Below are 25060 nucleotides of genomic sequence, written 5' to 3' on the forward strand. Positions count from 1 at the left end.
AATAAGCTGATCCTTAGCTTAGCCTACTGTCGTTTTTTGCAAGTTTTGATGGAGTTGGCGAGACGCACCCACCAATTGATCAAGCGAGAACGCAAGATTTCGCCCGCTCGGGTTGGGCAAGACCCAGACTTTTGCGTTGCCGAAGGTGTTGGGTTGAAGCCCCCAGGCAATGTTTCGCTGGCCGGATAAGGCGCAGTACGCGGCCTTGCCGAGAAACGCTACGAAGCGGGGGGCGTAGCGCAAGATCTTTTGTTCAAAGTCCGCAGCGGCGGCGATGAACTCGTGCAATGACAGCTGATCCGCGCGCGCCGTGGGCCGGTCGACCACGGCGGTCAATCCACAGCGGTAGTGCAAAATCGTCCGGTCGTTTTCCGGGCGCACTTCCTCTGGCGTGAACCCGGCGAGATGGAGCGTGCGCCAGAAGCGATTGCCCCGGCCCGCAAAGTGATGCCCTTGAGCGGCGGCTGTTATGCCCGGATTGATCCCACAGAAAATCACGTCGAGCTGATCGGCCAAAATGTCTTCAAGTCCTTCACCCGCCATAAAGCCTCTCAAGCGCAGATCACGTTGACTGCGTTGCGCGCCAGCTCGGTCAGTTCCTCTCGGGATTTGCCTGCCCGTGCCCGGATCGAAATGCTGTGCAGCAGGGAGGAGGCGAGGACGGCGAGGGCGGACGGGTCGACGTCGTCCTTGAGTTCGCCAGCCGTAACAGCCGTTCGCAGACGCGCTTCAAGATCGGCGTCGAGCCGGCTCAGACGATCTGACAGTACTTCGCGGATTTCCACATCCTCGACGGCTTCGGTGGTTGCCGTGCCAATCGCAAAACAGCCACGGGGTTGGCCGTCACCCGAGAAGTAGATCGACAGCTGCCCCTCATAGAAACGCATCAACGCCTCGCTCAAGGACAGTTGGCTGTCTGTCAGCGCCGTGTGCATGTCGGCGGCGGCGAATTCCCAGTACTGCTCCAGCGCCTTGATATAGAGCGCGTGTTTGTCACCGAACGCGGCATAGAGGCTCGGGCGATTCATGCCTGCTGCCGTGGCGATGCTGTCCAGCGACGCGGCGGAATAGCCGGTACTCCAAAACACCCCCAGTGCTTGCTGCAGCGCGGTCTGTGGGTCATAGGCGCGGGGGCGTCCACGTCCTTTTGCTTCGGTAATCTTTTTTTGTGCCATGGCGTACAAAATCCTTGTGTGAAGGTGGGGTCAGGCATATTCTTACACCATCGCACAAAATTAAGGAACCAGAAGTTCCTGAATTTGAAGTTTGTTGTAGCGGAGCTCGAACTGGGTATAGCGGCGACGAAACAGGGTGCGGCGGAGCGATCCTTCTGACTGCGCACGGTATGGCTGTTTTTTATGGGTATTAGCCCCTGACTTCCCGGTTAAAGGTGTTTTCGATCATGACTAAACAGTTCGATATCCCGGCTTCACAAACCTTTGAGCACCCAGGGCCGAACCCGACAGCGCCCGACAAAAAAACGCTTAAAGAAACCGTTCGACCACTGCTGATGGTGGGTGTCCCGGCGCTCTTCGCCGCGGTCGGGTACGCACACTATGTGGTCGGCGAGCCTTACATCTCGACCGATAACGCCTACGCCCGAGTGGCCAAGGCATCCATCAATGCGCGCACGTCAGGCCAGGTCATCGAGATTGCAGTGGAGGACAACCAGCCAGTTCGCAAGGGTCAAGTGTTGTTCCGCATCGACCCGAAACCGTTGCAGATCGCCGTTGACCGCGCGCAGGCCCAGCTGAGCGTCGCGCGGTTGCGCATCGATGGGCTCAAGGCCAGCTACCGCCAGCAACAGGCCGAACTGCAATCGGCCAAAGAGTCAGCCGATTTCGATCAAAAGGAATTTGGCCGCAAGAAGGCGCTGGTCGCTTCCGAGTTCGTGTCGAAGTCGATTTATGAGCGCGCAGACACCGACCTGAAAGTGTCGCGGCAACGAATAGCCTCCATCGAACAACAGATCGCCAGCACGGTGGTGGCCTTGAGCGGTAATCCGAATATCGACGTTGACAGCCACCCGGCCGTTCGCGAGGCCAAGGCGCAGCTGGATGAAACGCAGCTCTACCTCTCGTACGCCACGGTATACGCGCCGGACGATGGCATCGTCGCCAAGGTCGATGATTTGCAGGTGGGCAATTTTCTGAACAACGGCGCACCGGCCTTTGCGCTGCTGTCCGATCGCCAGGTGTGGGTGGAAGCCAACTTCCGCGAAACGGAGGTGACGCACATGCATCCGGGGCAGGCCGCGACCATTCACCTCGATACCTACCCGGATCACGAATTCAAAGCCCACGTGGTCAGCATGAGCCCCGGTGCCGGATCGGACTTCGCCTTGCTACCGCCGGAAAACGCTACTGGCAACTGGGTCAAGGTGGTGCAGCGGGTGCCGGTGCGGCTCGAACTCGACGAGCTCGACCCGCAGATGCCGCTCTATTCGGGGATCAGCGCCACGGTCAAGGTCGATACCGGGCACCGCACGCCGTGGTGGCATCCGCTCAAGGAACTGTTGACCGCTGGAGCCTCCTGATGAACACCAACCCTGCGGGTTCATTGAGGTTCGCCGCATTGCTCGCGACTTATATGCAATCGGCAAACCTGCCTTTGCCCAATGCCGTGCTCAGATTCATCCAGGGCAGTATGTCGATGACCGACGATCAGGCCGGATGGGTTTTCACCTCGTACCTTGCGGCGAGCGCGATCACCATGCCAATTGCGCAATGGCTGGCTGGGCGTTACGGCCTGAAGCGGGTGTATCAAACCGCGCTGGCCGTGTTCGTCCTGGGCTTGCTGCTCGCCACCCTGGCATCGACGCCGCTGGAGTTCATCGGTGCGCGCATTATCCAGGGCCTGGCGAGTGGCGTGCTGGCGCCGCTGTCGATGGCTATTGCCCTGGAAACGTTGCCACTGGAGAAACGCGCGAAGTTCGGCGCGACGTGGACGGCTATCGTCCTGTTGGGCATCGTCAGCGGCCCGAGCATCGGCGGCTGGATCGCCGAACATTTCGGCTGGCGCCCGATCTTCTACATCAGCCTGCCGCTGTCGACGTACATCTTCCTGGTGGTCGCACTGTTGCTGGCCGAGAAGAAGGCCGAGAAACGCCCAACGTTCGACTTCTTCGGTTTCGGCACTTTCACGTTGGGGCTGATCAGCCTGCAAATGTTGCTCGATCGCGGTGAACGCCTGGACTGGTTTGCCTCGACCGAGATCTGTCTGGAAGCGATCGGCTGTGCGCTCGGGCTTTACCTGTTCCTGGTGCATGTGCTGACCGCGAAGGTGCATTTCCTCAACAAGCGTTTGTTCAGCGACCGCAACTTCGTGTTGTCGACGGTGATCTTTTTCGCCGTGGGTTTCGTGTTGCTGTCGACCATGGCGCTGACGTCGCCGATGCTCGATGAAATCCTCGGTTACCCGCCTGACACCACCGGTTCGCTGACCATACCGCGCGGAATAGGGCTGGTCGGTGCGTTTCTGTTGATGGGCCGTGTTCCGGAGCGTTTAGACCGTCGGCTGTTCGTCGCGGCGGGCGTGGCCATCGTGGTGTATGCCAACTGGCTCATGCTCGGCTATTCGCCGCTGATGGACTGGTCGCCGGTGGCAGTAGCCGGCGCGATTCAGGGCATAGGCATCGGCATGTTGATGCCGTCGCTGACCAAGGTCGCGTTCAGCACGCTCGACCCGGCGCTGCGCCCGGAAGGCACTGGTCTTTTCAATTTGTCGCGTGTGTACGGCAGCACCCTCGGTGTGGCGATCGTGCAGTTGTATTTCTTCAACAACACCCACGCGATGCACATGGCGCTGGCCAGCAACCTGACGCCCTATGGCTCAGCGGCACATTCGGCGGCGACGTCCTTGCAAGCCATGGCGGGGCTCAATGAAATGATCACCGGCCAGGCGGCGTTTATTGCGGTGATCGACCAATTCAAGATTTTGATGTTCGCGATGCTGGTGGTCAGCCCACTGGTGATCTTCCTTCGCAAGCCCGTTGCGACCAACTAGTTTTCGTGGAGTTTGCCTCATGACATTTAATGCGCGCTTTCTCAACAGACAGACGATAAACACCACGTTCGGTGCAGTGTCGGTGCTGATGTTCCTGACCGCCTGCACGGTGGGTCCCGATTACCAAATGCCGCCACCCAGCTCGTCGCAGCACTACGATCAACAGGCCGAGCAGCGGCTTGGCCAGCGCATTGACCTGGGCAAGCAGGTCAGTGGCGATTGGTGGACTGCGTTTCGTTCGCCCAAACTCGACAACGTTGTGCGCCGAGCCATCGACGGCAATCTGGAACTTGTCGCTGCCGATGCCACGATCCGCCAAGCGGCGTCCTCCGTAGCGGCGGCGCAGGGGGCGCTGTATCCGCAGGTGGATTTTTCCGCCCAGGCCGGCCGAGTGCGTACGCACAACAGTCGTGACCCTGTCGTTTCCAACTTCTATGCCATCGGGCCACGGGTCGGCTTCGACCTGGACGTGTTCGGCGGTAACAAGCGCCAGGTCGAACAACAGGAAGCGCTGACGGCCTTTCAAACACATCGCTACGAAGCGGCATATCTGACGCTCACGGGGAACGTCGCCAGCCAGGCGTTGTTGATGGCATCCGCGAACGCACAGATGCAAGCCGTGGAAAAACTGCTGGCCATAGACACCAAGAACCTCGAACTGGTACGCATGGCGCACCTCAATGGCAGCACCACGCAGATCGATGTGTCGCTGGCCGAAACCCGGCTCGCGCAGGACCGCACGCTGTTGCCGCCGCTGGCTCAACAGCGTGATTCGGCACGGCATGCGCTGTCGATCCTGACGGGCAAAGGACCGGCTGACTGGATCGCGCCGGACTTCGACCTGGGCGAATTTGCCTTACCGGCCAATGTCCCCGTCAGTCTGCCCTCGGAAATGGCCCACACCCGGCCGGACGTGCTGCAAGCCGAGGCGCAACTGCACATCGCCAGCGCCACCGTCGGTGTCGCAACCGCCAACCTCTATCCTCATGTGGAGCTTTCCGCATTTCTCGCACAGTCGGCGACAGGCAATGGCGGCGCCGCGCTTTGGGGCTTCGCCGCCGGGGTGGCGGGGCCAATCTTCAATGGCGGAACCCTCAAGGCGGAACGCCAGGCAGCGGTCGACGGCTACAACGCGTCGCTGGCTGACTACCAGCAGACCGTCATCACATCGTTCGGTCAGGTCGCTGACACGCTGCAAGCCATCAACCATGACGCCGAGGAAAACCTCGCCCAGGAAGACGCATTGCGTGCCGCCGACAGCAGTTTTCGCTTGAACCAGCAAGCGTACGGCCAAGGGGAGAACAGCATTCTCCAGGTGCTGGAAGCAGAGCGCGCCTATGAGCAGGCGTTGTTAGGGCAGATCAGAGTGAAGACCGCGCAGTACCTCGACACCGTTCAGCTGTTTGTCGCCCTCGGCGGCAATTCCGTCGGCGTGTTCGAGCAACGAGTGGCCAGTCGCGAAGAATCCAAACGTTCATATCAGTAAAGGCTGCGGCCTCAGAGAGTGGAGTAAAGACATGACCTACGAAGCCTTTCACGACGAACTTCGCGAGACAACATTTGCGCTGAACCACGGCTCGGCCGAGATGCCCGCCGTAGGCTTTGGCACGTTATTCCGTGACCTCAGCGTTACGACCCAAGCGGTTACCCACGCGCTGGAAACAGGCTTTCGCCATTTCGATTGTGCCGAGCGATATCGAAACGAAGACGCGGTCGGCGTGGCGTTCAAGGCTTTCCTGGACACGGGCAAGGCCCGGCGCGAGGACCTGTTCATCACCACCAAACTGTGGAACACCAACCATCGTCCCGAGCGCGTGTTGCCGGCCTTTGAGGCCAGTTGCCGCCGGCTTCAGGTGGATTACATTGATTGCTACCTGATCCACACGCCGTTCGCCTTTCAACCCGGTGATGACCAGGAACCCAGAGACCCGTTCGGGCACATGATCTACGACTCGGGCGTGACCTTGATCGAGACATGGCGGGCGCTTGAACAGCTCGTGGATGAAGGGCGCTGCAAGTCCATCGGCTTGTCGGATATCACCTTGCAGGCGTTGAAGGCGATTGTCGAAGTAGCGCGGATAAAACCCGCCGTCGTGCAGGTGGAATCCCACCCGTATCTGCCGGAGTGGGAGCTGCTGGAGTTTTGCAAACAGCACGGCATCATCGTCCTCGCATTTGCGCCGCTCGGTCATGGCATGCAGCCTGCCGTACTGGAAGATCCGGTGATTACCGGCATCGCGCAACGGGTGCAGAAAACCCCGGCTCAAGTCGCTTTGGCCTGGTCGGTACAGCGCGGTGTCGCGTTTCTGACCACGTCTGCAACACTGAGCCATATTAAAGAAAACTTTGATATTGCCACGCTGCCGCACCGGGCCATGCTTGAAATCAAGGAGGAAATTACGACTCGGGTGCGCTTCAACTCGGTTGTGCAAACCGGTATCCCCGGCTTTATCCCGGGTTCAAAGTAACCCATGCCAAAGCGGCGGCCTGATGACAGGCCGCCGTTTTTTTTACTGGTCAATTGTGCGCCGAGGCAAAAACGATGGACGTTTTTCAAACCATGCGTTGTTTCATAGCGGTGGCCCAGAGCGGCAGCTTCACGGCCGCAGCGGTGATGCTGGACACCTCGACCACTAACATTTCCAAAGCGGTTTCCAGCCTGGAGGCCCGGCTGCAAACACGCCTGATCAACCGCACGACCCGGCGCCTGGCCCTGACCGAAGCGGGGCTGCGCTATTTGCAACGCTGCGAGAAGATTATTGAAGAGATGCGTGAAGCCGATGAAGAAGCGGGGACGGCCCAGATCAGGCCCGTGGGCCGGCTGAAAATTCATGCGATGTCAGCCGTTGGCAATCACTACGTGATCAACGCCATCGCCCGGTATAGAGAGGCGCATCCTTCGGTGATGTTTGATTTGACCCTGACCAATCGGCTGCCGGACTTGCTGGAAGAGGGGTATGACATGTCGATTGTGTTGGCGCGGGACTTACCCGATTCAGGCTTTGTCGCGCAACGGCTGGGCATTACCTACAGCATTCTTTGCGCCTCACCGGCGTACCTGAACAAACGCGGAATGCCCGACGCACCGGGTGCATTGGGCGCACATGATTGCCTGAGGATTGTGAATACGGTGATGCCGGCGGAAAACTGGGTGTTCGAAGGGCCCGAAGGCGTGGAGACGGTGAGCACACCGATGTCGCCGTTTCACGTCAACACGGCGGATGCGATGACAGTGGCGATCAGCAACGGAATGGGCATCGGCATTCAACCGATTGCGTCCGCCGTGGAAGGTTTGAAAGCGGGGACTTTGGTGCGGGTGTTGCCTGAGTATCATTTTGAAGAGCTGAATGTGTTTGCCATCTACCCGTCACGCAAATTCGTCGATGCGAAAATCAAGACGTGGGTGGATTTTCTCAAGGATTACATTCCGGTCTTGCTGGCCTCCGATAAAAAAATCGTCGGTTCAAGCAAAAAAAGATAAACGCCTGTGCCGCCGGTATGGAGTGTCGACCCTCCATCGTCTGCACGGTACTCAACCGTTGGAACACCCGGTGCCCATGACTTGATACTGCAGGACGTGCTGTTGACCGCGCGAGTCTTCGTAGGTCATTTGCGCCGGTACCGGGCCGCACTCGTTGGGAATGTCTGTCACGCTGATGACCCGTTTGATGTCGAGGTGGGTGTCGTAGGTATAGGTTTCAACCGGGGCCTTGGCGGCTGCAGTGGCTGAGGCATTATCTGCGGCGAAGGCGGGTGCACCGACACTGGCGAACGCCAGCAGGAGAGCGATTTTTGAAAGTTTCATATTGTTCACCGTATCGTTTGAGGTGGGGTGGGCGACCGGTTTGATCGTCCGTTTTTCTACCTTGTGAGCTCATGGCAAATGCTCACGGGGTAGGAACGATGCTAGGGGTTAATCCTGGCCTCAAACAGAAGCACGCAGGACAAACACTGTTGCCGGTTTGCGCATTAATGCAGGGCTTCTGGACGTCATCACTGTCCTTGTGGCATGGTCGAAAAAATGCCACGCAGCCAACAGGATTTAGACGATGGAGGAGGGGAGTCAGGTCGGTGGCACACCGTCGATGGCGACGCTGAAGGCATTCAATCAATGCGTGCTGCACCTCGGGCGACTGGCACGGGAGCGCGGCGCCTCGCAATTCATCGAAGGCGGGCTGCAAGCCTTTCGCCCACTGGTGCCATTCGCGTCGGCGTGGTGGGGCGAGATGTCCACGTCAGACGCCGATGTGGCGCCGAAAAGCTGGATGCACGGGCGCATCGACCTGCCCGAATCGTTTGCTGCCGAATGGCACAAAAGCGCAGGCAGCGACCGGTTCTCCCATGACACCCTCAGCCAACCCGGCGCAGTGGTGCGTGACAGTGGTTACACCGATCTCCATGAAGAAGTCGACGCGTTCGCTCGCCGTCATGACCTCTACCATGTGATATGCATCACCTTCGAGTTGCCCGAAAGCGGTTTGATGTTTTTTGTCTGCCTGTATCGCGGCGAACACGCGTCAGGGTTCAACGACAGCGAGGCCGCGTTGTTTTCAGCCTTCTGCGATCACCTGTTGCAGCTGTGGCGCTTCCAGGTGCAGGACATGATCCGCATCGACACCGGTAACGGTGCCAGCGACTTTGGCGTTGCGCGAATGGATGGCTCGCTGCTATACGTCGGCGCCAGCCTCTGTGTGGCCATTCAGCGTGAAGTGCCGGGGTGGAGCGGTTCGATGCTGCCGGCGCAGGTGATCGCCCAACTGCCAAAAGCGCCGAGCGTCATGCGCCTGGGACGTTGTGCACTGACCCTCAGCCCGAATGGCGAGCACGTCATTCTGTCCCTAGAAACCCAGTCACGCGGTGTCGTGCTGGCACCACGCGAACGGACGGCGGCGATGCTGTTCGCGGCCGGGAACTCCTATAAGGAAATTGCCAGGATCCTCGGCTTGAGCCCCGCGACCGTGCGCACGTATCTGCGCAACTGCTACTTGCAGCTTGGGGTGAAGAGCAAGGTCGAGCTGGGTTCGGTCCTGTCTGCACAAGCAACTCGCCGCGAATCACTCTGACGACCCCGGATCATTCACTGACCCCTCCTCATTTGTGGAGGTCCATCCAAAGCCCGCGCGCTATAGGGTATGCCTTGCATATCAGGGGCTTGCGCGCAGGCTGTTCGGGCCGCTTCCAAAACTATAAAAACAGAGGTGAGGCAGTTGAAATTTTCCAGGCTTTTTATCGCCATGGCGGCGACAAGCGCAGTTTCCGGTCTGGCGCTGGTGGGGTGCCAGACCCAGGGTTCGACCCCGGCAGACATGGTCATGCGCAACGGCTATGTCTACACCGTCGACAGCCAGAACTCGGTGCAGCAGGCGATTGCCGTTACAGGCGGGAAGATCGTCTACGTCGGCAACGATGAAGGGGCGGCGTCGTACATCGGCAAGCAAACGCAATTGGTCGATCTGGCGGGGCGCATGCTGATGCCGGGCTTCATCGATGCACACATGCACCCGGGTGACGGCGGCCGCGCCATAACCTTGTGCGACCTGAAATACCAGACCATGACGCGCAAGGAGTTCCAGACCACCATTCAGGCGTGCCTGGATGCCGACAAGGGCAAGGGGCCTGATGTCTGGCTCGAAGTCGGCAGTTGGGACCGGATGGGCATGGACGGTCTCGACGGCGACCCGGACAAATCGACGCTGGACGCCCTCAAGACCAACCGGCCGATTCAGGTGCGCTCCACCGATTTCCACACAGTACTGACCAACTCGCGCGGCCTGGCGGTCGCCGGCATCAACAAGCACACGGCCAACCCCAGTGATGGCAAGTACGTGCGTGACAGTGCCGGCAACCTCACCGGCATCTGCGAAGACGGCGCGGCCGACGCGATGGCCGCCGTGGTGCCTCCAGCCACCGACGCCGAAAAACTCAACCAGACCCGCGCCGCGCTCGACGCCATGCGCCAGCAGGGCATCACCAGTTTCTTCGACGCGTTGTCGGGGCCGGAGAATGGCAAAGCCTTCACCACCTTGCAACAGTCGGGTGAGCTGACCGCCCGGGCCTTGCTGGCGATCAAACTGGACCCGGCCGCCGCCGCAGCCGACCCGGCGAAAACCATCGCCGAGGCCAAGGCAATGGCCGCCACTTACGATCAGGGCGAAGCCAAAGTCGCGCCGGGCGTGAGCATGCGTCACGTCAAATTGTTCATGGATGGCATCATCAACGCGCCGGCGGACACCGGTGCGATGTTGACGCCGTACCTGCACAATGCCGGCACCGAGAAGGCGCCTAAATGGACGCCGGGCAAAAACGTCGGTGAGTTGTACTTCCCGCCGCAAGTGCTCAAGCCGCTGCTGTTGCAAGCCGTGCAAGCAGGCCTCGACCCGCACCTGCACGCCACCGGCGACCGCGCCGTGCGTGACTCCCTCGATGGCATCGAATACGTGCGTCAGCAATTACCTGGCAATGGATTTCGCCCGACCATTACCCACAACGAGTCTGTGGACCCCGCCGATTATGGGCGCTTCAAGGCCCTCGACGTGACCGCCAACATGTCCTTTCAGTGGGCGCAGCAAGCGCCGTCCACGGTCGACGGCACCAGCGATCACCTCGGGCCTGCGCGTTTTGCCCGCATGGAGCCCTCGGGCAGCATCGCCCGTGCTGGCGGCCGGGTGGCGTATGGCAGCGACTGGCCGGTTGACCCGCTTGATGAGTTCCTGGCGCTGAAAGTCGGCGTCACCCGTTCCGGTGATCCGACGAACCCGCACAGCTACGGCCCGAAGTACGCCGGTCGCCTGAATGCTGACCCGGCGCTGTCCCGTGCCGAAGTGCTGCGCACCATCACCGTCAACGCTGCCGAGCAACTGAAGCTGGAGAACGTCGTCGGTTCGGTCGAGGTCGGCAAGTTTGCGGACCTGATCGTGCTGGATAAAAACTTCATGCAGGTGCCCGAAGATGAATTGGCTCGCAACACTGTGCTGATGACGGTGGTCGGTGGCAAAGTCGTGTGGGCCAAAGCACCGTTTGTGGGACAAGTGGCCATGGCCGAACAACAAAAATAACCGTCCCTTGAAACACTTTCCCTGTGGGAGCGAGCCTGCTCGCGATGACGGCGGCACATCCAACATTAATGTGTCAGACAGTCCGCCATCCCGAGCAAGCTCGCTCCCACAGGGAATTGTGTGAATGCCTTCTACTTTTGAAGAGAATAAAAATAATGCCCCAGCACTGCGATAGCCAGCAACGAAGTCCCCTGATCGAAACACGTTCGATCGATTACATCCCCGAGGCCGAGCGTCATGGCAGCCTCTACAGTCAGTTCACCCTGTGGCTGGGTGCCAACCTGCAAATCACCGCGATCGTCACCGGGGCACTGGCCGTGGTGTTGGGTGGCGATGTGTTCTGGTCATTGATCGGTTTACTGATCGGCCAGTTGCTCGGTGGTGCGGTCGTCGCGTTGCACGCTGCACAGGGACCGAAACTGGGTCTGCCGCAGATGATCTCCAGCCGTGTGCAGTTCGGGGTTTACGGCGCGGCCATCCCGATTGTGTTGGTGTGCCTGATGTACCTCGGTTTCAGCGCCACCGGCGCGGTCCTGTCGGGGCAGGCGATTGCGCAGTTGATCAGCGTCAGCGACAGCACCGGCATCCTGATATTTGCTGCGTGCATCGCGTTCCTGACGATCTTCGGCTATCGGGTGATCCACTTGGTGGGAAGGGTGGCCAGCGTGCTGGGCATCATCGCCTTCGCCTACTTGTTTACCCGGTTGATGACCCTCAACGACATCGGCCAGCTCCTGGAAAATCGTCACTTTGGCTGGAGCACGTTCCTGCTGGCGGTGTCGCTGTCGGCGTCGTGGCAGATTGCGTTTGGCCCGTATGTAGCCGATTACTCGCGTTACTTGCCGAGCAAAACGTCGTCCTGGAAAACCTTCACTGCCGTCGGCCTGGGAACCGTGCTCGGCGCCCAGGCGTCCATGGTGCTGGGGGTGTTTGCCGCTGCGTTGGCCGGCGCCAACTTTCGTGGTCATGAAGTGGCGACCATCGTCGGCCTGGGCAGTACCGGGGTGATGGCGTCGCTGCTGTACCTGAGCGTGGTGTTCGGCAAGGTCACGGTGTCGACGCTTAACGCCTATGGCAGCTTCATGTGCGTGGCCACCATCATCAGCGGCTTTCGCAGTCGTCTGGAAATCACCGCCCGTCAGCGCATGCTGTTCGTCTTGTTGATCGTCGCGGCATCGACCACGCTTGCATTGGTCGGCCAGTACTCGTTCCTGAACTCGTTCAAGTACTTCATCCTGTTTTTGCTGACGTTCTTCACCCCGTGGAGCGCGATCAACCTGGTGGACTACTACTTCATCAACAAGGAGCGTTATGACATCCCGGCCTTGTCCGACCCGGCAGGGCGTTACGGTCGCTGGAACGTGTTGGGGATCAGCGTGTATGTCAGCGGCGTATTGATCCAGCTGCCTTTTGTCGACACGCACTTCTACTCCGGGCCGATGGTCGCGCAGCTCGGTGGCGTTGATATTTCCTGGATCGTCGGGTTGGTGGTGCCGGGTGTTCTTTACTACCTGCTGGCCAGGAAGTCAGCGCTGACTGTGTCGGTCGCACGAAGCACGAAGGCCTGACCAAGTGGGGCGGCAGTGCATTGTTCGACATTGCACTGTCGCCGGTCCCTGATGAAGCAAGCCCCTGCGGCTCACCTCAACCAACTATGCTGGTTTTGTCACTCCCCCCCGTCAAAACCCATGCGTTGGCCGAATCGAGGGCGTCGACGAAAGTGTTATTCCTTCACACGCATGAATTCTTCGGCCCAGCGAATGTAATCCTCAGGCTGTGTATACGTATGCGTCAGCTCCGTAGCGCTCAAGTCCGACGCCTGGGTAAAGATCTGCCGTTGCTCGCGCAAGCTGTCGTACGTCGCCTTGATCGCCGCGAAGTAAGCACCATGACCATCAATGGTCACCCGCACGCCCAGTTCAGCCAGGCGTTTGTCGTCGCGCAACGCCGGGTTTCCATAGGTAACCAACATCAGCGGCACGCTCAGGTGCTCGGCGATTTTTTCCAGTTGGTCGAAGTCCTGCACGCCCACCATGCAGATCCCGTCTGCGCCGGCGGCCTGGTATTGCTGGGTGCGGTTGATGATTTCCTGGATGGGCAGGATGCCGGCGTTGGTGCGGGCGATGATCGCCATTTCCGAGTCAACCCGGGCTTCCAGCGCTGCGCGGATCTTGCCGACGCCTTCCGCGACCCCGATCAGGTCGGTGGATTTTCGGCCGAATTGCGCGGGCAGCAAGGTGTCTTCGATGGTCAGTGCGGCGATGCCGGCGCGTTCCAGTTCGACGATGGTGCGCATCACGTTGAGCGCGTTGCCGTAGCCATGGTCGGCGTCGGCGATGACCGGCAACTGTGCGACACGGCCGATGCGGGTGGCCTGTTCGGCGAACTCACTGAGGGTGATCAACGCAAAGTCGGGGGCGCCCAGCACCTGCAATGATGCGACGGAGCCGCCCAGAATCCCCACTTCAAAACCCAGGTCCGCCGCAATGCGGGCCGACATCGGGTCGAAGACCGAAGCCGTGTGGTAGCAGGTGTTGGAAGCGAACAGTTCGCGAAAGTTACGGCGCAAATCTTGATGGGAAAGCCTGGACATACGAGTTCCACCACTGCAATGGGAATGGAAGGGCTTGAGCAAAAGTCTCAACGCCGAAGCAACAAAAGGCTATCACGCGGACGAGGAGAAGGTGATGACGGATTTTGTACTGGCAGGATCACGCCCATCCTGTGGCAAGCCCCTCGCCACAGTAACCGGGCGGTTACGCAGCCACAGCCTGCCGCTGTTGACTCAGCAAAGGCACCCCACGCACCGAGTTGCCGGGTTGCAGTTGCAGGCGTTTGGCAGTGAGGCGGTCGACCACCAGGCTGTTGCCGACCATTCGCGCCTGGGCGGCGGTAATGCGGCAGTTTTCCAGGCGGCGGTTATAGATCAGCCACACCGGCGCCTGTTCGTCGGGTGTGCCAATGGCCAGTATCAGCGCCTGGCTGTCGCGCACGGTGCGGATATTCGACACGGGTGCCTCAATCACCGGCCCGGCGTCGAAAATATCGATGTAACCCTTGTGGGCAAACCCCTCGGCATTGAGGATCTTCATGGCCGGTTCCGTGTTCGGGTGTGCTTTGCCAATCACGGCTTGGGCCTGTTCGGTCAGCAGGCAGGTGTAGAGCGGTTGGCGCGGCATCAGTTCGGCGATGAATGATTTGCTACCCAGTCCTGAAAGGTGATCGGCGTGGCTGAACTCCATCTTGAAGAAGTGCCGGCCCAGGCTGTCCCAGAACGGCGAGCAGCCCTGCTCGTCGGCACTGCCCCGCAGTTCGGCGATGAGCTTGTCGCCGAACAATTGCGGGAACTCGGCGACGAACAGCAGGCGCGCCAGCGACAGTAAGCGGCCATTTGTACCCTGGCGTTGATCGTGTCGCAGAAACAGCGAGCAGAGTTGCGATTGGCCGGTCATTTCGTTGTTCAGAAACAAGGTCGGAATCTGCCGCTCAATCCCAAGGTCCGGTGAAGCGCTGACGGTCAGCCCGACCCGATAGTTGTACCAGGGGTCGCGCAGGCCTACGGCGCCCGCCAATGCACTGAAGCCGACCACGTGCTGATCGTCATCCTCCAGCACAAACAGGTAATCGGCATCCGCACGCTCAACCTGTTCGGCGAATGTCCGCTGGACCCAGCGCACCCGGTGCGCCAGGCGTTCCTCGTTCGCCGGCAGGGTGGTGAACCCGGGGCCGGCTTGTTGCACCAGATCCATCAAGGCGGGCAGGTCGGTGACGCTAACCGGGCGGACAATCATGATGCTGCTCCTTCTTCGCACCAGTTCGGGCGCTGTCGTTGGGCGCGGGGCCGGGTGGTGCTCACAGGGCGATCAGCCGGATCGGGCTGCCATCGGTCACGTTCAGGGCTACACACATGTCGGCGCTCAACCCCACCGGTTGCCCGGTTTGAACATCCAGTTCGGCGACGATGGCGCGATAGCCCTTGAGTGCGTCGTTGCTGACCAGGTAGCGACCACGCGCATCGATAGACGAGGCCGTCTGTACTGTGCCGACTACGCTTTGGATGATGGAGAGGACGTTCGAGGTGCGTGCATACAGGGTCGGGCCGCCGTCGAACAGATCGATGTAACTGTTGGTTTCAAACCCTTCGCGCTCAAGAATATCGAAGGCCTCCTGGCCGTCGGGGTGAATCCGGCCAATACAGTCCTGCGCCGCCTGGGGCAGCATCGGCACGTAGATCGGGTACTGCGGCATCAGTTCGGCGAGGAAGGTCCGGGTTTCCAGGCCGCACAGTCGTTCGGCCTCGGCATAAGGCAGGTCGAAAAAGTGTTTACCCAGCGCATCCCAGAACGGCGATTGCCCGTCGTCGCTGCTGTAGCCGACGATTTCGGTGATCACCGCTTCGGCGAATCGCTGCGAATGGGCGCCGATGAACAGCAGCCGCGCCCGTGACAGCAACTCCGAAAACGCAGTGCGCACCAGCGGGATGTCGATGTGAAAGCCGCGCAGCAAGGTGTGACCGTTGAGGTCCTGGCATAACGACAGTGCCGGAACGCCATGTTCGATGTTCAGCTCCCGGGAGGCGCTGGTGAAGTGGCGGTTGCGCAAGCTGTAGAACGGCTCGTTGAAACCGGCGGTGGCCAGGATTTCCGAGCACCCGACCAGGCGTCGGGCCGTCAGGTCCTCAAGCACGAAGAAATAGTTCTCCGGGCCATGTTCCTCAACGTCTTTTTCGAATGAGGCGCAGGAATCGACAATTCTGCTGCGCAGGCGCTCGGTGTCGTCCGGCAACGACGTGACGCCTAGCAGGCTGTCGCGTGCCAGTTGTTGTAGCTGGGGCAGGTCGGTTAACTCGACTGGGCGTAAGACCAGCATGGCTGCACTCCTGTATCAAAGGGCTCGGTGTAGTGCACCGAACCTGACTATCACTGTCGGGTTCCACGCGTGAAAGTAGCGACTGCCTGATTTGTTGTCAGACGCCGCCCTTTTTCTTGTCAGCCATTGCTCGGGTCGGACAGCACTGTACTGGCGCCCGGTTTGTTGAGGAAAAACAGATAGACCAGCCCCAACGCAATCCAGAGCAGGCCCAGTTTTTGTGCATCAACCCCCATGTTGTACATGATTGCCGCGACGATGATAAAGCCAATCGACGGGCAGATCAGATGCCGGATAACCTGGCCGGACTTCTGCCGACGCCAGTAGTAGTTAATGACTGTCAGGTGCAGCAACATGAAACCGCTCAACGCGCCGAAGTTCACCAGCGAAGTGAGGGTGTCCACCGAATTGATAAACAGATAGCAGATCACCAGTGATAGCACCGCCACCAGGTAAATGCTCAGGTACGGGGTGTTGTGTTTAGGGTGAACCCTGGCCAGCACTTTTGGCAGTTTGCCGTCTCGGGCCATGCCGAACAACAGGCGCGATACCGCCGCTTGCGAAGTGATTGCCACCGCCACCCCCCAGGCCAGGGCCGTGGCCACGGCGGTCAGGTTGGCCAGCCAACTGCCAGCGGCGATGTCGGCGATTTCATAGAATGCAGTGTCGGCGGACTTGAAGCCCATGCCGGCGGCGAGATCCGTGGCAAGCCAGGTCTGCACGACAAAAATAGCGCCCATCACCAGCAGGGTGATCAACGCAGCCTTGCCGACGCTGCGGCCCGGGTCCCCCTTGATTTCTTCGGCGAGGGTGGAAATCGCATCGAACCCCAGGAACGACAGCACGGCAATCGACACCGCTTGCATCAGCAGGGCGAAATTGAAGGTCTCGGGGTTGTACAGTGGCGCTAGCGTCAGCTGACCGTTACCGCCGCCGTTGTGCAGCGCGCTCCACGCGTAGAACAGGAAGATCCCCAGCACCACCAGTTGCGCGAGCAGAAACACGATATTCATGCGTGCGGTGAAGGTAATGCCCCGCAGGTTCACACAGGTCGCACTCACCAAAAACGCGAGGATGAAACCGACTTTCGGGATGTCCGGGTAAAGGTGATTCAGCGCCATCGCCGCATAAACGTAGAGCAGCGGTGGAATCAGCAGGTAATCGAGCAACATCAGCCAGCCGGCGATAAACCCGACATGGGGGTTGAGGCCCCGTTGTGCGTAGGAATAAACCGAGCCTGCAACCGGAAAAGCCCGGGCCATGCTGCCGTAACTGAGGGCCGTGAACAGCATCGCAACCATGCCGATGATATAGGCCAACGGCACCATGCCCGGTGCCTCTGCATTGACATAGCCGAATACGCCAAAGGGCGCGATGGGGATCATGAAAATCATCCCGTACACCACCAGATCGGTCAGTGTCAGGCTGCGTTTCAATTCTTGCTTGTAGCCAAATTTCTCAATGTCCATGAGACCCTTCTCCTTGAGGTGTAAGCAGCGACTGGCTGCCAGTTTGAAACTATCGGCTTACAACAGCGGTGCCAGGTAGTCGGTCCAGCGACTGACGTTTTCAGGCGTGCGCAACAAGTCGTTGCGCACCTCGATCAGCACCGCCTCCAACCCACGCGCGTCGCCGTGCACGGGCACGGTCATGTCGCCCAGCGGGTTGATTTTGTACGGCTCATTGGCGGCGACCTTCAAAGGGTGTTGGTTCAAACCATCGATCAATCGTTGGGCATAGTCCTGGGCGTTGCCAAACAGCACTCCGGCTTCCAGCGTTCGGGGTTGGCCGTGGTAAACAGGGGTGAAGCTGTGAATGCCGACCAGCCGCACCGGCCGGCCTTGTGCGAGACGTTCGTCGATCAAGGTTTGCAGCTGCGAATGAAACGGTGTGAACAGGCATCGCCGCCGGTACTCGCGAGTGGCCTCGTCCAGATCCCGGTTGCCGGGAATCGGATAGATCTCACTCTGGATCGCAATACTGTCCGGAGCGTGTAGCGGGCGATTGAGGTCAATCAGCAATCGCGAATAATTGGCCGCCAGCAACGTCGCCCCCAGCGCATTGGACAAACCCTGCGCCAGCGCCAGAGCGCCGATATCCCAGGCGATATGCTCGCGGGCCGCTGCGTGGTCAAGGCCCAGGCCATTGAGTGCGGCCGGGATAAAGCGGCTGGCGTGTTCGCACACCAGAATCAGCGGGTGCTCGCTGGTGTCGCGGCTCAAGGTGAAGGCCGGCTCGGTGAAAAGTCCGAGTTCAGAAGATTCAGTACAGGCGTGCATAGTGCTCACAGAGTTCGGCGGGCGAGAGCTGTTCCATCAGCTTCAGCTCCTCGGATTTAAGGGCGAAATAGGTGTCCAGTAATGCATTCGGCAAAGCTTCGATCAGTGCTTCGCTGTGGCGCAGGCAATCCAGCGCTTGGGCAAGGGACGTGGGCAGGGCGACGATGCCGCGGGCCTGGCGTTGCTCTTCGTTGAGGGCGTCGGGGACTTCATCGGTGATCGCGTTTAAAGTCAGGCGCTGCTCGATGCCCAGTCGTCCGGCGATCAGCAGGGCTGCCATTGCCAGGTGTGGCGAGGCAGTGGCATCGAGGGCGCGAAACTCCACGTTGTATTGCGCCGCCACGGATTTACCGCCCAGGCTCACGGTCGGGCAGATCCGCAGCGCCGCTTCACGGTTGCGTTGGCCAAGGCAGGCGTAGGACGCACTCCAGTGATGCGGCTGCAATCGTTCGTAGGACACCGGCGTCGGCGCCGTCAACGCACAGAGTGCAGGCAAGTAATGCAGGATGCCGGCGGTCCAGTGTTGGCCGAGGGGCGATAGGCCGTTGGCGGTGTCAGGGTCATACATCACCGGTTGAGCGACCAAATCCAGCAGGCTGACATGCAGGTGCACGCCATTGCACACCGCGTGCCCGGATGTCTTGGGCGCGAAGCTCACGTCCAGGTTCATCTGCCGGGCGATCTCGCGGGTGATTTCCCGCACGTTCACCGCGCGATCCGCTGCGGCCGCACCAAGCGTCGGGCGACAGGTGATTTCGTATTGGTGTTTGCCGTATTCGGGCAGGAACATTTCGGGTTCGACTCCGCCGGCACGCAGGGCACTGAGCAACCAGCCGCCAAACCGGGCGCCCTGGCGCTGGGCCTCAAGGGAGAACGCATGATGTTCCGTCGCGCCGCAGTTGAGGTTGAACTCGTGCTCAAACGCTGCGTTGACCTGCAAACCCAGTTCGGCCCGATATCGCTCGACTTCATTGCGCAACAGAGTGCGCGGGCAAGCACCCCACGGGCGGCCATCGGTTTCGCGAAGGTCACCGTGAATGAAATCCAGCGTCGGGGCCAAGTCATCCGGGCCATTGTTGACCGTCACCCGGCTGCTTAAATCAGGGATCAGTCGCAAATCGCCATAAGCGCCCCACGGGTTGGTGGCGGCGATGATGCCTTGCGGCGTCAATGCGCTGTTGGCCGGGACCCAGCCGCAACCCGCTGCCAGATAGTGTTCGAGTTCGTCCGTGGGAAACGAGCGACCGCGTGTCACACCGATCAGGTCAGTGGTAACGAGAGTGGTCATGGGCAGTGGTGACAGGCGTTCGCTCATGCCCGCATGTCCTGCAACCGGTCGAGAACGGTCTGGGTGTCGGTAATCCAGCAGTAACCTTTGATCGCATTCAGGCAGGCGTGATGGCGTTCTGGCGTGTAGGTCGCGCAGGCATCTTCCACCAGCGTCACCAGGTAGCCGCGGTCGGCGGCGTCACGCACCGCCAAGTCCACGCATTGGTCAGTGACGATACCGGCGATGACCAGATGCCGGGTGTCGAGATTGCGCAGCACATAGTCGATGTTGGTGGAGTTGAACGCCCCGGAGGAGGTTTTCGGCAGGACGATTTCATTTTCCGTTGGCATCAGGTCTTCGATGATTTGCGCAGGCGGGCTGCCCTTGGGCACGTGCATGTCCGAGAGCTTGTGGTCCAGCGAGCGGTCGCGGCCATCGGCGGTGAGGCTTTCGATGATCGTGTGGAGCACGTTTTGCCTGGCGCTGCGAAAGGCACCCAGCAACCGGCGTTGATTGGGCACCACCTGCCTGTGGGCACGGGTCAAAAAATATTCGGCGTTTGGCCCGTTGAGGTGCGAGTCAAACTGCGGTTCAAGCCAGGCGCGCTGCATGTCCACCAGCAATAACGCGGTGTGGTGGGTGGTAAACGGCAGGTCCCGGGGAGAGCGATGGAGGAGCGTAAACATCCTTATTTATCCTCCAACAGGTGGGTGTCAAATTCGCCGCGCAGGGTGTCGATGCCTTCCAGGCGATCGGCGAGGTCAGGGCTGCGCAACGTCAGGCAGGCAATCAAGGCTTCCACTTGGGCCAGCGCGGGCACCATCGTGTCGAAGGCCGACACCGATTCCACCGGCGCACTGATGATCAGGTCCGCCATCTCTCGCAGCGGCGAAGCATAGATGTCAGTGAACAGCACCACCCGCGCGTATCGGCTCTTGACGGCGCTGGTCAGGCGCAAGGTTCGCGACTGGTAGCGGCGATAGTCGAACACCAGCACCACGTCCTGACGCTGCACGTCGAACACGCGGTCCGGCAGTTGTGCGTTGTCTTCCAGGGCAAAACAGCCGGGTCGCAGCAGGCGCAGGTGATTGAGTAAATAGTGGGCGAGGAAACTGCTGAAGCGCCCGCCAAAGCAATGCACCTGATGGCGCGTATCGAGCAGCCACTCGACGAGGATTCGGATGTCTTCGGGTTGGGTCAGCGCGTGGGTATCCACCAGCGCCCGATGGCTGCCCTCCAGATAGTGGCTCCAGGCATCGCCTTTTTGCAGATGGGAGCGCGGTTGCAACTGGGCGCTGGGGGACCGCAAGCGGTGGTCCATGTCGCTGAGCAGGGCTTCCTGGAAATCGGCATAACCGCTGAATCCGAGTTTTTTCACCAGCCGCACAATGGTCGGATCGCTGACACCGGCATGTTCGGCCAAACGTGACATCGGACCGAGTCCGTTACGCGGGTACTGGTCCAGCAAGGCACGTATGACTTTGCGTTCCGCCGGCGTCAATTCCAGGCCAGCGTCGGTAATCAGGTCTCTGAGGGTGGGCATCCGGGCTCCTGCTGGATGGATGTGTCGGTTTCATTTCATAAATTGCTAAAACAGTATTTGTGTAGCGGACTCTACAAGTCTAGTGAATTTTTTCGTGATTTATTCGAGCCCCAAAACGGGGCACAACCCGCGTGTGACAAGGGCTACACGGAAGTGGATATGACTTGTAGGACATCGCCTATAGCCGTGTCGGACATTGCCGAATTCCGTCGATCCACTGGATCGGTCACCCGTGCTTGCAGATTAAAACGAAACGCCCTGAACCGGGCTTCTTGCGGCACAATTGGGCAAATGTATGCGGCGTGTTGCCGTTTTTTGTTTCATCGGCAGGGTGATCATCCGTGCAAGCAACCCGTTTGACTCTGATCTGTCATGCGCGAACCGTCGCACAGAAATTGGCGTGTTTTCCTACAAATGAACCATTGGAAATGGATTGGCGATCGGCACAGGGTTCGCGTCGTCACATGTTTAAACGGACACCGCGTTTACTCTGCGGACCGGAGTTGCGCACCCGACAAACGGCTGCATTGTTTGGTGATGAGGTTGAAGTCGTCGCGGCATTGAGGGATTGCGACTTCGGACAGTGGCATGGCGTCTCCATCGATGACTTGCAAAAATCACAAGCCGAGGCACTCCAGGCTTGGCTCGATGACCCGACCTCGACGCCCCATGGCGGTGAGTCGATATCACAATTGGGGCAGCGTGTGGCGCAATGGTTACAGACGCTGGAGGCAACACCGGGGCATATCGTTGCCATCACTCATCCGTTTGTCATACGCGCCGCGCTGACCCAAGTGCTGCAGGGCGCGGCGTTCAATCAGATCGACGTTGAACCGTTGTCGGCGATCGAACTGCGGTTCACCGGACGTTGGCGCCTGCGATTGCTCGGCACTGATGCTCAAGGAGCGCAGTGATGAGAAAACTGTTGGTCATCGGCATCGGCGCCGGCAACCCTGACTACATCACAATGCAGGCCGTGAAGGCGCTGAACCTCGTCGACGTGTTTTTCCTGATGGATAAGGGCCAGAGCAAGGACTCACTGATCGACCTGCGGCGCGAGATCTGCGAGCGCTACATTACCGGTCGCGACTACCACTTCGTCGAAGCCCACAGCCCCGAGCGTGAGCGCGGTGAGGTGGATTACAAGACCAGTGTCGAAGACCTCAACCTTGCCAAGCAGTTGACCTTCGAGCGACTGATCAACGAGGAAATGACTGACGACCAGTGCGCCGGTTTCCTGGTGTGGGGCGATCCGTCGCTGTACGACAGCACGATCAGGATATTGCAGGCGATCCTCGCTTCGGGCCGCTGTGTGTTTGAGTTTGAGGTCATTCCCGGCATTACCAGCGTCCAGGCATTGGCAGCGCAGCATAAAGTGCCGCTCAATCGCATTGGTCGCTCGATAGAAATCACCACCGGGCGGCGGCTGACGGCGGGGCAGGTGAGTGGTGCCGACAGTCTGGTGGTGATGCTGGATGCGCAGGATGCCTACCAGCAGGTGGCGGATCCGGAGACCGAGATTTACTGGGGGGCGTATTTGGGGACGCCGGATGAAATCCTGATCAGCGGCAAGCTCAAGGATGTAGCGGATGAGATTGAGCGGGTGCGCAAGGCGGCTCGATTGGCGAATGGGTGGATTATGGATACCTACCTGCTGCGTAAGCCTTGATATATGCGGTGTCAGGGCTGACGCCTTCGCGGGCAAGCCCGCTCCTACATTTGAAATGCATTCCCCTGTGGGAGCGGCGGTGCGACGATTCGACTTGCCCGCGAAGGGGTCCTCAAACACACCTCAAATGGCAGCCTTGTCTCCACGCCCAAACCGCTCCCGATACACCGATGGCGGCACGCCCACCACCCCGCGAAATGCCACGCGAAAACTCTCCACGGATCGATACCCGCAGCGCTCGGCGATTTGATCCGTGTTGTCGCGGGTGCTCTCCAGCAACTCCCGAGCCCGGGCCAGTCGCTCATGCTGCAACCACGCTTTGGGCGGCATGCCGGTGGCTTCCGTAAACCGACGCAGAAAAGTCCGTTCACTCATGGCCGCCTCTCTCGCCAGTTCACGAACCTCCAGCGGTTCGTGCAAGCGTTCGCGGGCCCATTGCATAACGCGTGACACATCGCTGCGCGGCGTCGGGCTGACCGGTGTCGGAATAAATTGCGCCTGGCCGCCAGTGCGTTGCGGTGACATTACCAGCCGTCGCGCCACTGAGTTTGCCACTTGGGTGCCGAAATCCCGCGCCACCAGATGCAGGCACGCATCAATGCCCGCCGCGCTGCCGGCCGAGGTGATCAGTTGACCGGAATCGACATACAACACATCTGGGTCCACCAGAATGTCCGGAAAACGTTCGGCCAGTTCGGTGGTGTAGCGCCAGTGGGTGGTGGCGCCGTGTCCGTCCAGCAAACCGGTCGCCGCCAACACAAACACGCCAGAGCAGATCGACAGCAATCGTGCGCCTCGCGCATGGGCCTTTCGCAGGGCGTCGAGCAAATGTTCGGGCACTGGCGCGTGGCGGTCACGCCAGCCGGGAATGATGATGGTTCGGGCGTTTTCGAGCAGATCCATGCCGCCATCGGCCAGCACCTGGATCCCGCCCATGGCGCGCATCGGACCCTGATCCACGGCGACAATCCGGTGTTCGTACCACGGGAAGTCGAACTCTGGCCGCGTCAGGCCGAAGATCTCCACGGCAATGCCGAATTCGAAAGTACAGAGGCCGTCGTAGGCCAGAATCGCGACCAAACCAGGGTTAGGCTGCATTTGGCGGAAAATTCCCGATGAGTGTCTTGTGCGCCACTGTAGCGGTAAGGGGTAGGCGGATAAAGTCTTCTCACACCCACCCGCACTTTGGAGTACAGACCATGACCAGCCTGGTTCGCGAAATTCCCGCCGCCCCTTCGGCCATCGCCCTGATGCATTTCAGCAACCGCTTGACCTTCGAAACCGATTGTTCCGACGTCCATGGCAGTCAACAGGCCGGCGAGGTGGATTTTGTATTGGTGGATGTGCGCGGTCCGTTGGCGTTCGAACGCGGCCATGTGCCAGGCGCGATCAACATTCCGGGGCGGTTGCTGACCGCTGAAAGCCTGGCGGCTTACCCGAAAAGTAATGTGTTCGTGGTGTATTGCGCGGGCCCGCATTGCAATGGCGCCAACAAGGCCGCCGTGAAACTCGCGGCGCTGGGCTACCCGGTCAAGGAAATGATCGGCGGGGTGACCGGATGGCTGGATGAAGGGTTTGAGTTGAGTGTGGCGGTGCAACGGCCAGCCTCGGCTGCCATAGGGTGTGAATGTTGATCAACCGTGGCGAATAGTTGACGAAACGGTCCACCACCCATCCAGCGTCGCTTGCAACCAGTCATAAACGGCGGTGTAAGCGGCGCTGTCCTGTTCACCCCGAGGCAACGGTGATTCCTCGGCAAAGTGCTCATTGAGCATCGCCACCGACCGGGCATTCCATTCCGGATGGAACTGCAATCCCACCCGAGTCGGTCCCAAGTGATACATCTGCTGTTCGCATTGAGCACTGCTGGCCAGCAATTGCGCTCCAGGCGGCATATCGAACGCGTCTTCGTGCCACTCCAGCACCTTCAACTGCTGGCCATCGACGAACGTCACCTTAGTCCATCCGGTTTCGGTCCGATCCATCCGCCGCACCTTGCCGCCCAGACTCAACGCCAGCAACTGCGCCCCCAGGCAAATCGCAAACACCGCCGCGCCCTGATCCAGACTAGCTGCCAGCCACTGCCGTTCCGCCTCCAGCCACTGTGGCCCGGCGTTGGATTCATAAGGCCCGCCCAACACAATCACCGGCGCCGCACTGACGGGCGGCAATTGGCCGAGGTCGGCGCGAAAGACGTTCAACGTCAGGCCTCGGGACGTGGCCCAGTCAGCAATCGCACCGGGCCCTTCGGCAGGGTGGTGCTGGATCAGATTCAGTGTTGGCATCAGGACTCTCTGTCGTTTTGTTTGTAGGTTTTGTCTGAAAAAAGGGCTTGTCCTACAGTCTTTGCACCGCCGAGGCGCATGCTTC

Annotated in this window: 24 protein-coding genes; 11 read left to right on the plus strand and 13 right to left on the minus strand. The window is 60.0% G+C overall.

Annotation, left to right across the window (positions count from 1 at the left end; genetic code table 11):
- Nucleotides 1-18: 18 nt before the first annotated feature.
- Both mug and AC3ISI_RS10615 read right to left on the minus strand, forming a co-directional pair.
- Nucleotides 19-543, minus strand: coding sequence for a G/U mismatch-specific DNA glycosylase (mug, locus tag AC3ISI_RS10610; RefSeq protein WP_489336856.1), 525 nt, complete (start codon nucleotides 541-543; stop codon nucleotides 19-21).
- An 8-nt stretch (nucleotides 544-551) separates the two neighbouring features.
- Complete coding sequence (locus AC3ISI_RS10615) at nucleotides 552-1175, minus strand: TetR/AcrR family transcriptional regulator (protein WP_489336857.1); 624 nt, start codon at nucleotides 1173-1175, stop codon at nucleotides 552-554.
- A gap of 227 nt (nucleotides 1176-1402) precedes the next feature.
- Here AC3ISI_RS10615 and AC3ISI_RS10620 point away from each other — a divergent pair, with 227 nt between their 5' ends.
- From AC3ISI_RS10620 to AC3ISI_RS10640, 5 genes are all read left to right on the plus strand, one after another.
- Entirely contained in the window at nucleotides 1403-2536 is a 1134-nt protein-coding gene (locus AC3ISI_RS10620) for an HlyD family secretion protein (RefSeq protein ID WP_489336858.1), read from the plus strand.
- Nucleotides 2536-4005, plus strand: a complete 1470-nt coding sequence (locus AC3ISI_RS10625) for a DHA2 family efflux MFS transporter permease subunit (protein WP_489336859.1) — start codon at nucleotides 2536-2538, stop codon at nucleotides 4003-4005. The genes AC3ISI_RS10620 and AC3ISI_RS10625 overlap by 1 nt, the downstream gene beginning before the upstream one ends.
- A 19-nt stretch (nucleotides 4006-4024) precedes the next feature.
- Nucleotides 4025-5491: an efflux transporter outer membrane subunit gene (locus AC3ISI_RS10630; RefSeq protein ID WP_489336860.1), complete on the plus strand. Its 1467-nt coding sequence runs from the start codon at nucleotides 4025-4027 to the stop codon at nucleotides 5489-5491.
- A 31-nt stretch (nucleotides 5492-5522) separates the two neighbouring features.
- A complete protein-coding gene (locus tag AC3ISI_RS10635; RefSeq protein ID WP_489336861.1) occupies nucleotides 5523-6473 on the plus strand; it encodes an aldo/keto reductase in 951 nt (316 codons plus the stop codon).
- Between the two features lie 74 nt (nucleotides 6474-6547).
- A complete protein-coding gene (locus tag AC3ISI_RS10640) occupies nucleotides 6548-7486 on the plus strand; it encodes a LysR family transcriptional regulator (protein WP_489336862.1) in 939 nt (312 codons plus the stop codon).
- A 51-nt stretch (nucleotides 7487-7537) separates the two neighbouring features.
- On the opposite strand, the gene AC3ISI_RS10645 is transcribed toward AC3ISI_RS10640, so the two are convergent.
- Nucleotides 7538-7810 (minus strand): DUF2790 domain-containing protein, encoded by a 273-nt coding sequence (locus AC3ISI_RS10645; RefSeq protein ID WP_489336864.1) that lies wholly within the window; start codon nucleotides 7808-7810, stop codon nucleotides 7538-7540.
- A 244-nt stretch (nucleotides 7811-8054) separates the two neighbouring features.
- On the opposite strand from AC3ISI_RS10645, the gene AC3ISI_RS10650 reads away from it, so the two are divergent.
- From AC3ISI_RS10650 to AC3ISI_RS10660, 3 genes are all read left to right on the plus strand, one after another.
- The gene (locus tag AC3ISI_RS10650; protein WP_489336866.1) at nucleotides 8055-9068 is read left to right on the plus strand and encodes a helix-turn-helix transcriptional regulator; all 1014 of its coding nucleotides are present in this window, start codon (nucleotides 8055-8057) and stop codon (nucleotides 9066-9068) included.
- Nucleotides 9069-9212: 144 nt separating this feature from the next.
- Nucleotides 9213-11060, plus strand: coding sequence for an amidohydrolase (locus AC3ISI_RS10655; protein WP_489336868.1), 1848 nt, complete (start codon nucleotides 9213-9215; stop codon nucleotides 11058-11060).
- Nucleotides 11061-11215: 155 nt separating this feature from the next.
- Nucleotides 11216-12628, plus strand: a complete 1413-nt coding sequence (locus tag AC3ISI_RS10660; protein WP_489336869.1) for a purine-cytosine permease family protein — start codon at nucleotides 11216-11218, stop codon at nucleotides 12626-12628.
- Nucleotides 12629-12783: 155 nt separating this feature from the next.
- Here AC3ISI_RS10660 and AC3ISI_RS10665 read toward each other — a convergent pair whose 3' ends face one another.
- The 8 genes from AC3ISI_RS10665 to AC3ISI_RS10700 form a co-directional block, all read right to left on the minus strand.
- Nucleotides 12784-13653 carry an isocitrate lyase/PEP mutase family protein gene (locus tag AC3ISI_RS10665; RefSeq protein ID WP_223512883.1) on the minus strand — a complete coding sequence of 290 codons (870 nt, stop codon included), beginning with the start codon at nucleotides 13651-13653 and terminating at the stop codon, nucleotides 12784-12786.
- Nucleotides 13654-13816: 163 nt separating this feature from the next.
- On the minus strand, nucleotides 13817-14851 hold the full coding sequence (gene astA, locus AC3ISI_RS10670) for an arginine N-succinyltransferase (RefSeq protein ID WP_489336870.1): 1035 nt from the start codon (nucleotides 14849-14851) through the stop codon (nucleotides 13817-13819).
- Between the two features lie 61 nt (nucleotides 14852-14912).
- Nucleotides 14913-15929 (minus strand): arginine N-succinyltransferase, encoded by a 1017-nt coding sequence (locus tag AC3ISI_RS10675; protein ID WP_489336871.1) that lies wholly within the window; start codon nucleotides 15927-15929, stop codon nucleotides 14913-14915.
- Between the two features lie 119 nt (nucleotides 15930-16048).
- Nucleotides 16049-17398, minus strand: coding sequence for an APC family permease (locus AC3ISI_RS10680; RefSeq protein ID WP_489336872.1), 1350 nt, complete (start codon nucleotides 17396-17398; stop codon nucleotides 16049-16051).
- Between the two features lie 57 nt (nucleotides 17399-17455).
- On the minus strand, nucleotides 17456-18208 hold the full coding sequence (locus AC3ISI_RS10685; RefSeq protein WP_489336873.1) for an N-formylglutamate amidohydrolase: 753 nt from the start codon (nucleotides 18206-18208) through the stop codon (nucleotides 17456-17458).
- On the minus strand, nucleotides 18192-19523 hold the full coding sequence (locus tag AC3ISI_RS10690) for a glutamine synthetase family protein (protein ID WP_489336874.1): 1332 nt from the start codon (nucleotides 19521-19523) through the stop codon (nucleotides 18192-18194). The genes AC3ISI_RS10685 and AC3ISI_RS10690 overlap by 17 nt, the downstream gene beginning before the upstream one ends.
- Entirely contained in the window at nucleotides 19520-20164 is a 645-nt protein-coding gene (locus tag AC3ISI_RS10695) for a cysteine hydrolase family protein (RefSeq protein ID WP_489336875.1), read from the minus strand. The genes AC3ISI_RS10690 and AC3ISI_RS10695 overlap by 4 nt, the downstream gene beginning before the upstream one ends.
- 2 nt (nucleotides 20165-20166) lie before the next feature.
- Nucleotides 20167-21021, minus strand: coding sequence for a MurR/RpiR family transcriptional regulator (locus tag AC3ISI_RS10700; protein ID WP_489336876.1), 855 nt, complete (start codon nucleotides 21019-21021; stop codon nucleotides 20167-20169).
- A gap of 341 nt (nucleotides 21022-21362) precedes the next feature.
- On the opposite strand from AC3ISI_RS10700, the gene AC3ISI_RS10705 reads away from it, so the two are divergent.
- Nucleotides 21363-21935, plus strand: coding sequence for a histidine phosphatase family protein (locus AC3ISI_RS10705; RefSeq protein WP_489336878.1), 573 nt, complete (start codon nucleotides 21363-21365; stop codon nucleotides 21933-21935).
- The gene (cobF, locus tag AC3ISI_RS10710; RefSeq protein ID WP_489336879.1) at nucleotides 21935-22690 is read left to right on the plus strand and encodes a precorrin-6A synthase (deacetylating); all 756 of its coding nucleotides are present in this window, start codon (nucleotides 21935-21937) and stop codon (nucleotides 22688-22690) included. Before AC3ISI_RS10705 ends, cobF begins: the two co-directional genes overlap by 1 nt.
- Nucleotides 22691-22813: 123 nt before the next feature.
- On the opposite strand, the gene ftrA is transcribed toward cobF, so the two are convergent.
- Nucleotides 22814-23788 carry a transcriptional regulator FtrA gene (gene ftrA / locus AC3ISI_RS10715; RefSeq protein ID WP_489336880.1) on the minus strand — a complete coding sequence of 325 codons (975 nt, stop codon included), beginning with the start codon at nucleotides 23786-23788 and terminating at the stop codon, nucleotides 22814-22816.
- 101 nt (nucleotides 23789-23889) lie between these two features.
- On the opposite strand from ftrA, the gene AC3ISI_RS10720 reads away from it, so the two are divergent.
- Nucleotides 23890-24324: a rhodanese-like domain-containing protein gene (locus AC3ISI_RS10720; protein WP_489336882.1), complete on the plus strand. Its 435-nt coding sequence runs from the start codon at nucleotides 23890-23892 to the stop codon at nucleotides 24322-24324.
- Here AC3ISI_RS10720 and AC3ISI_RS10725 read toward each other — a convergent pair whose 3' ends face one another.
- Nucleotides 24325-24975: a type 1 glutamine amidotransferase gene (locus tag AC3ISI_RS10725; RefSeq protein ID WP_489336883.1), complete on the minus strand. Its 651-nt coding sequence runs from the start codon at nucleotides 24973-24975 to the stop codon at nucleotides 24325-24327.
- Nucleotides 24976-25060: the final 85 nt, after the last annotated feature.

This window comes from Pseudomonas sp. GL_139_B, assembly GCF_057834475.1.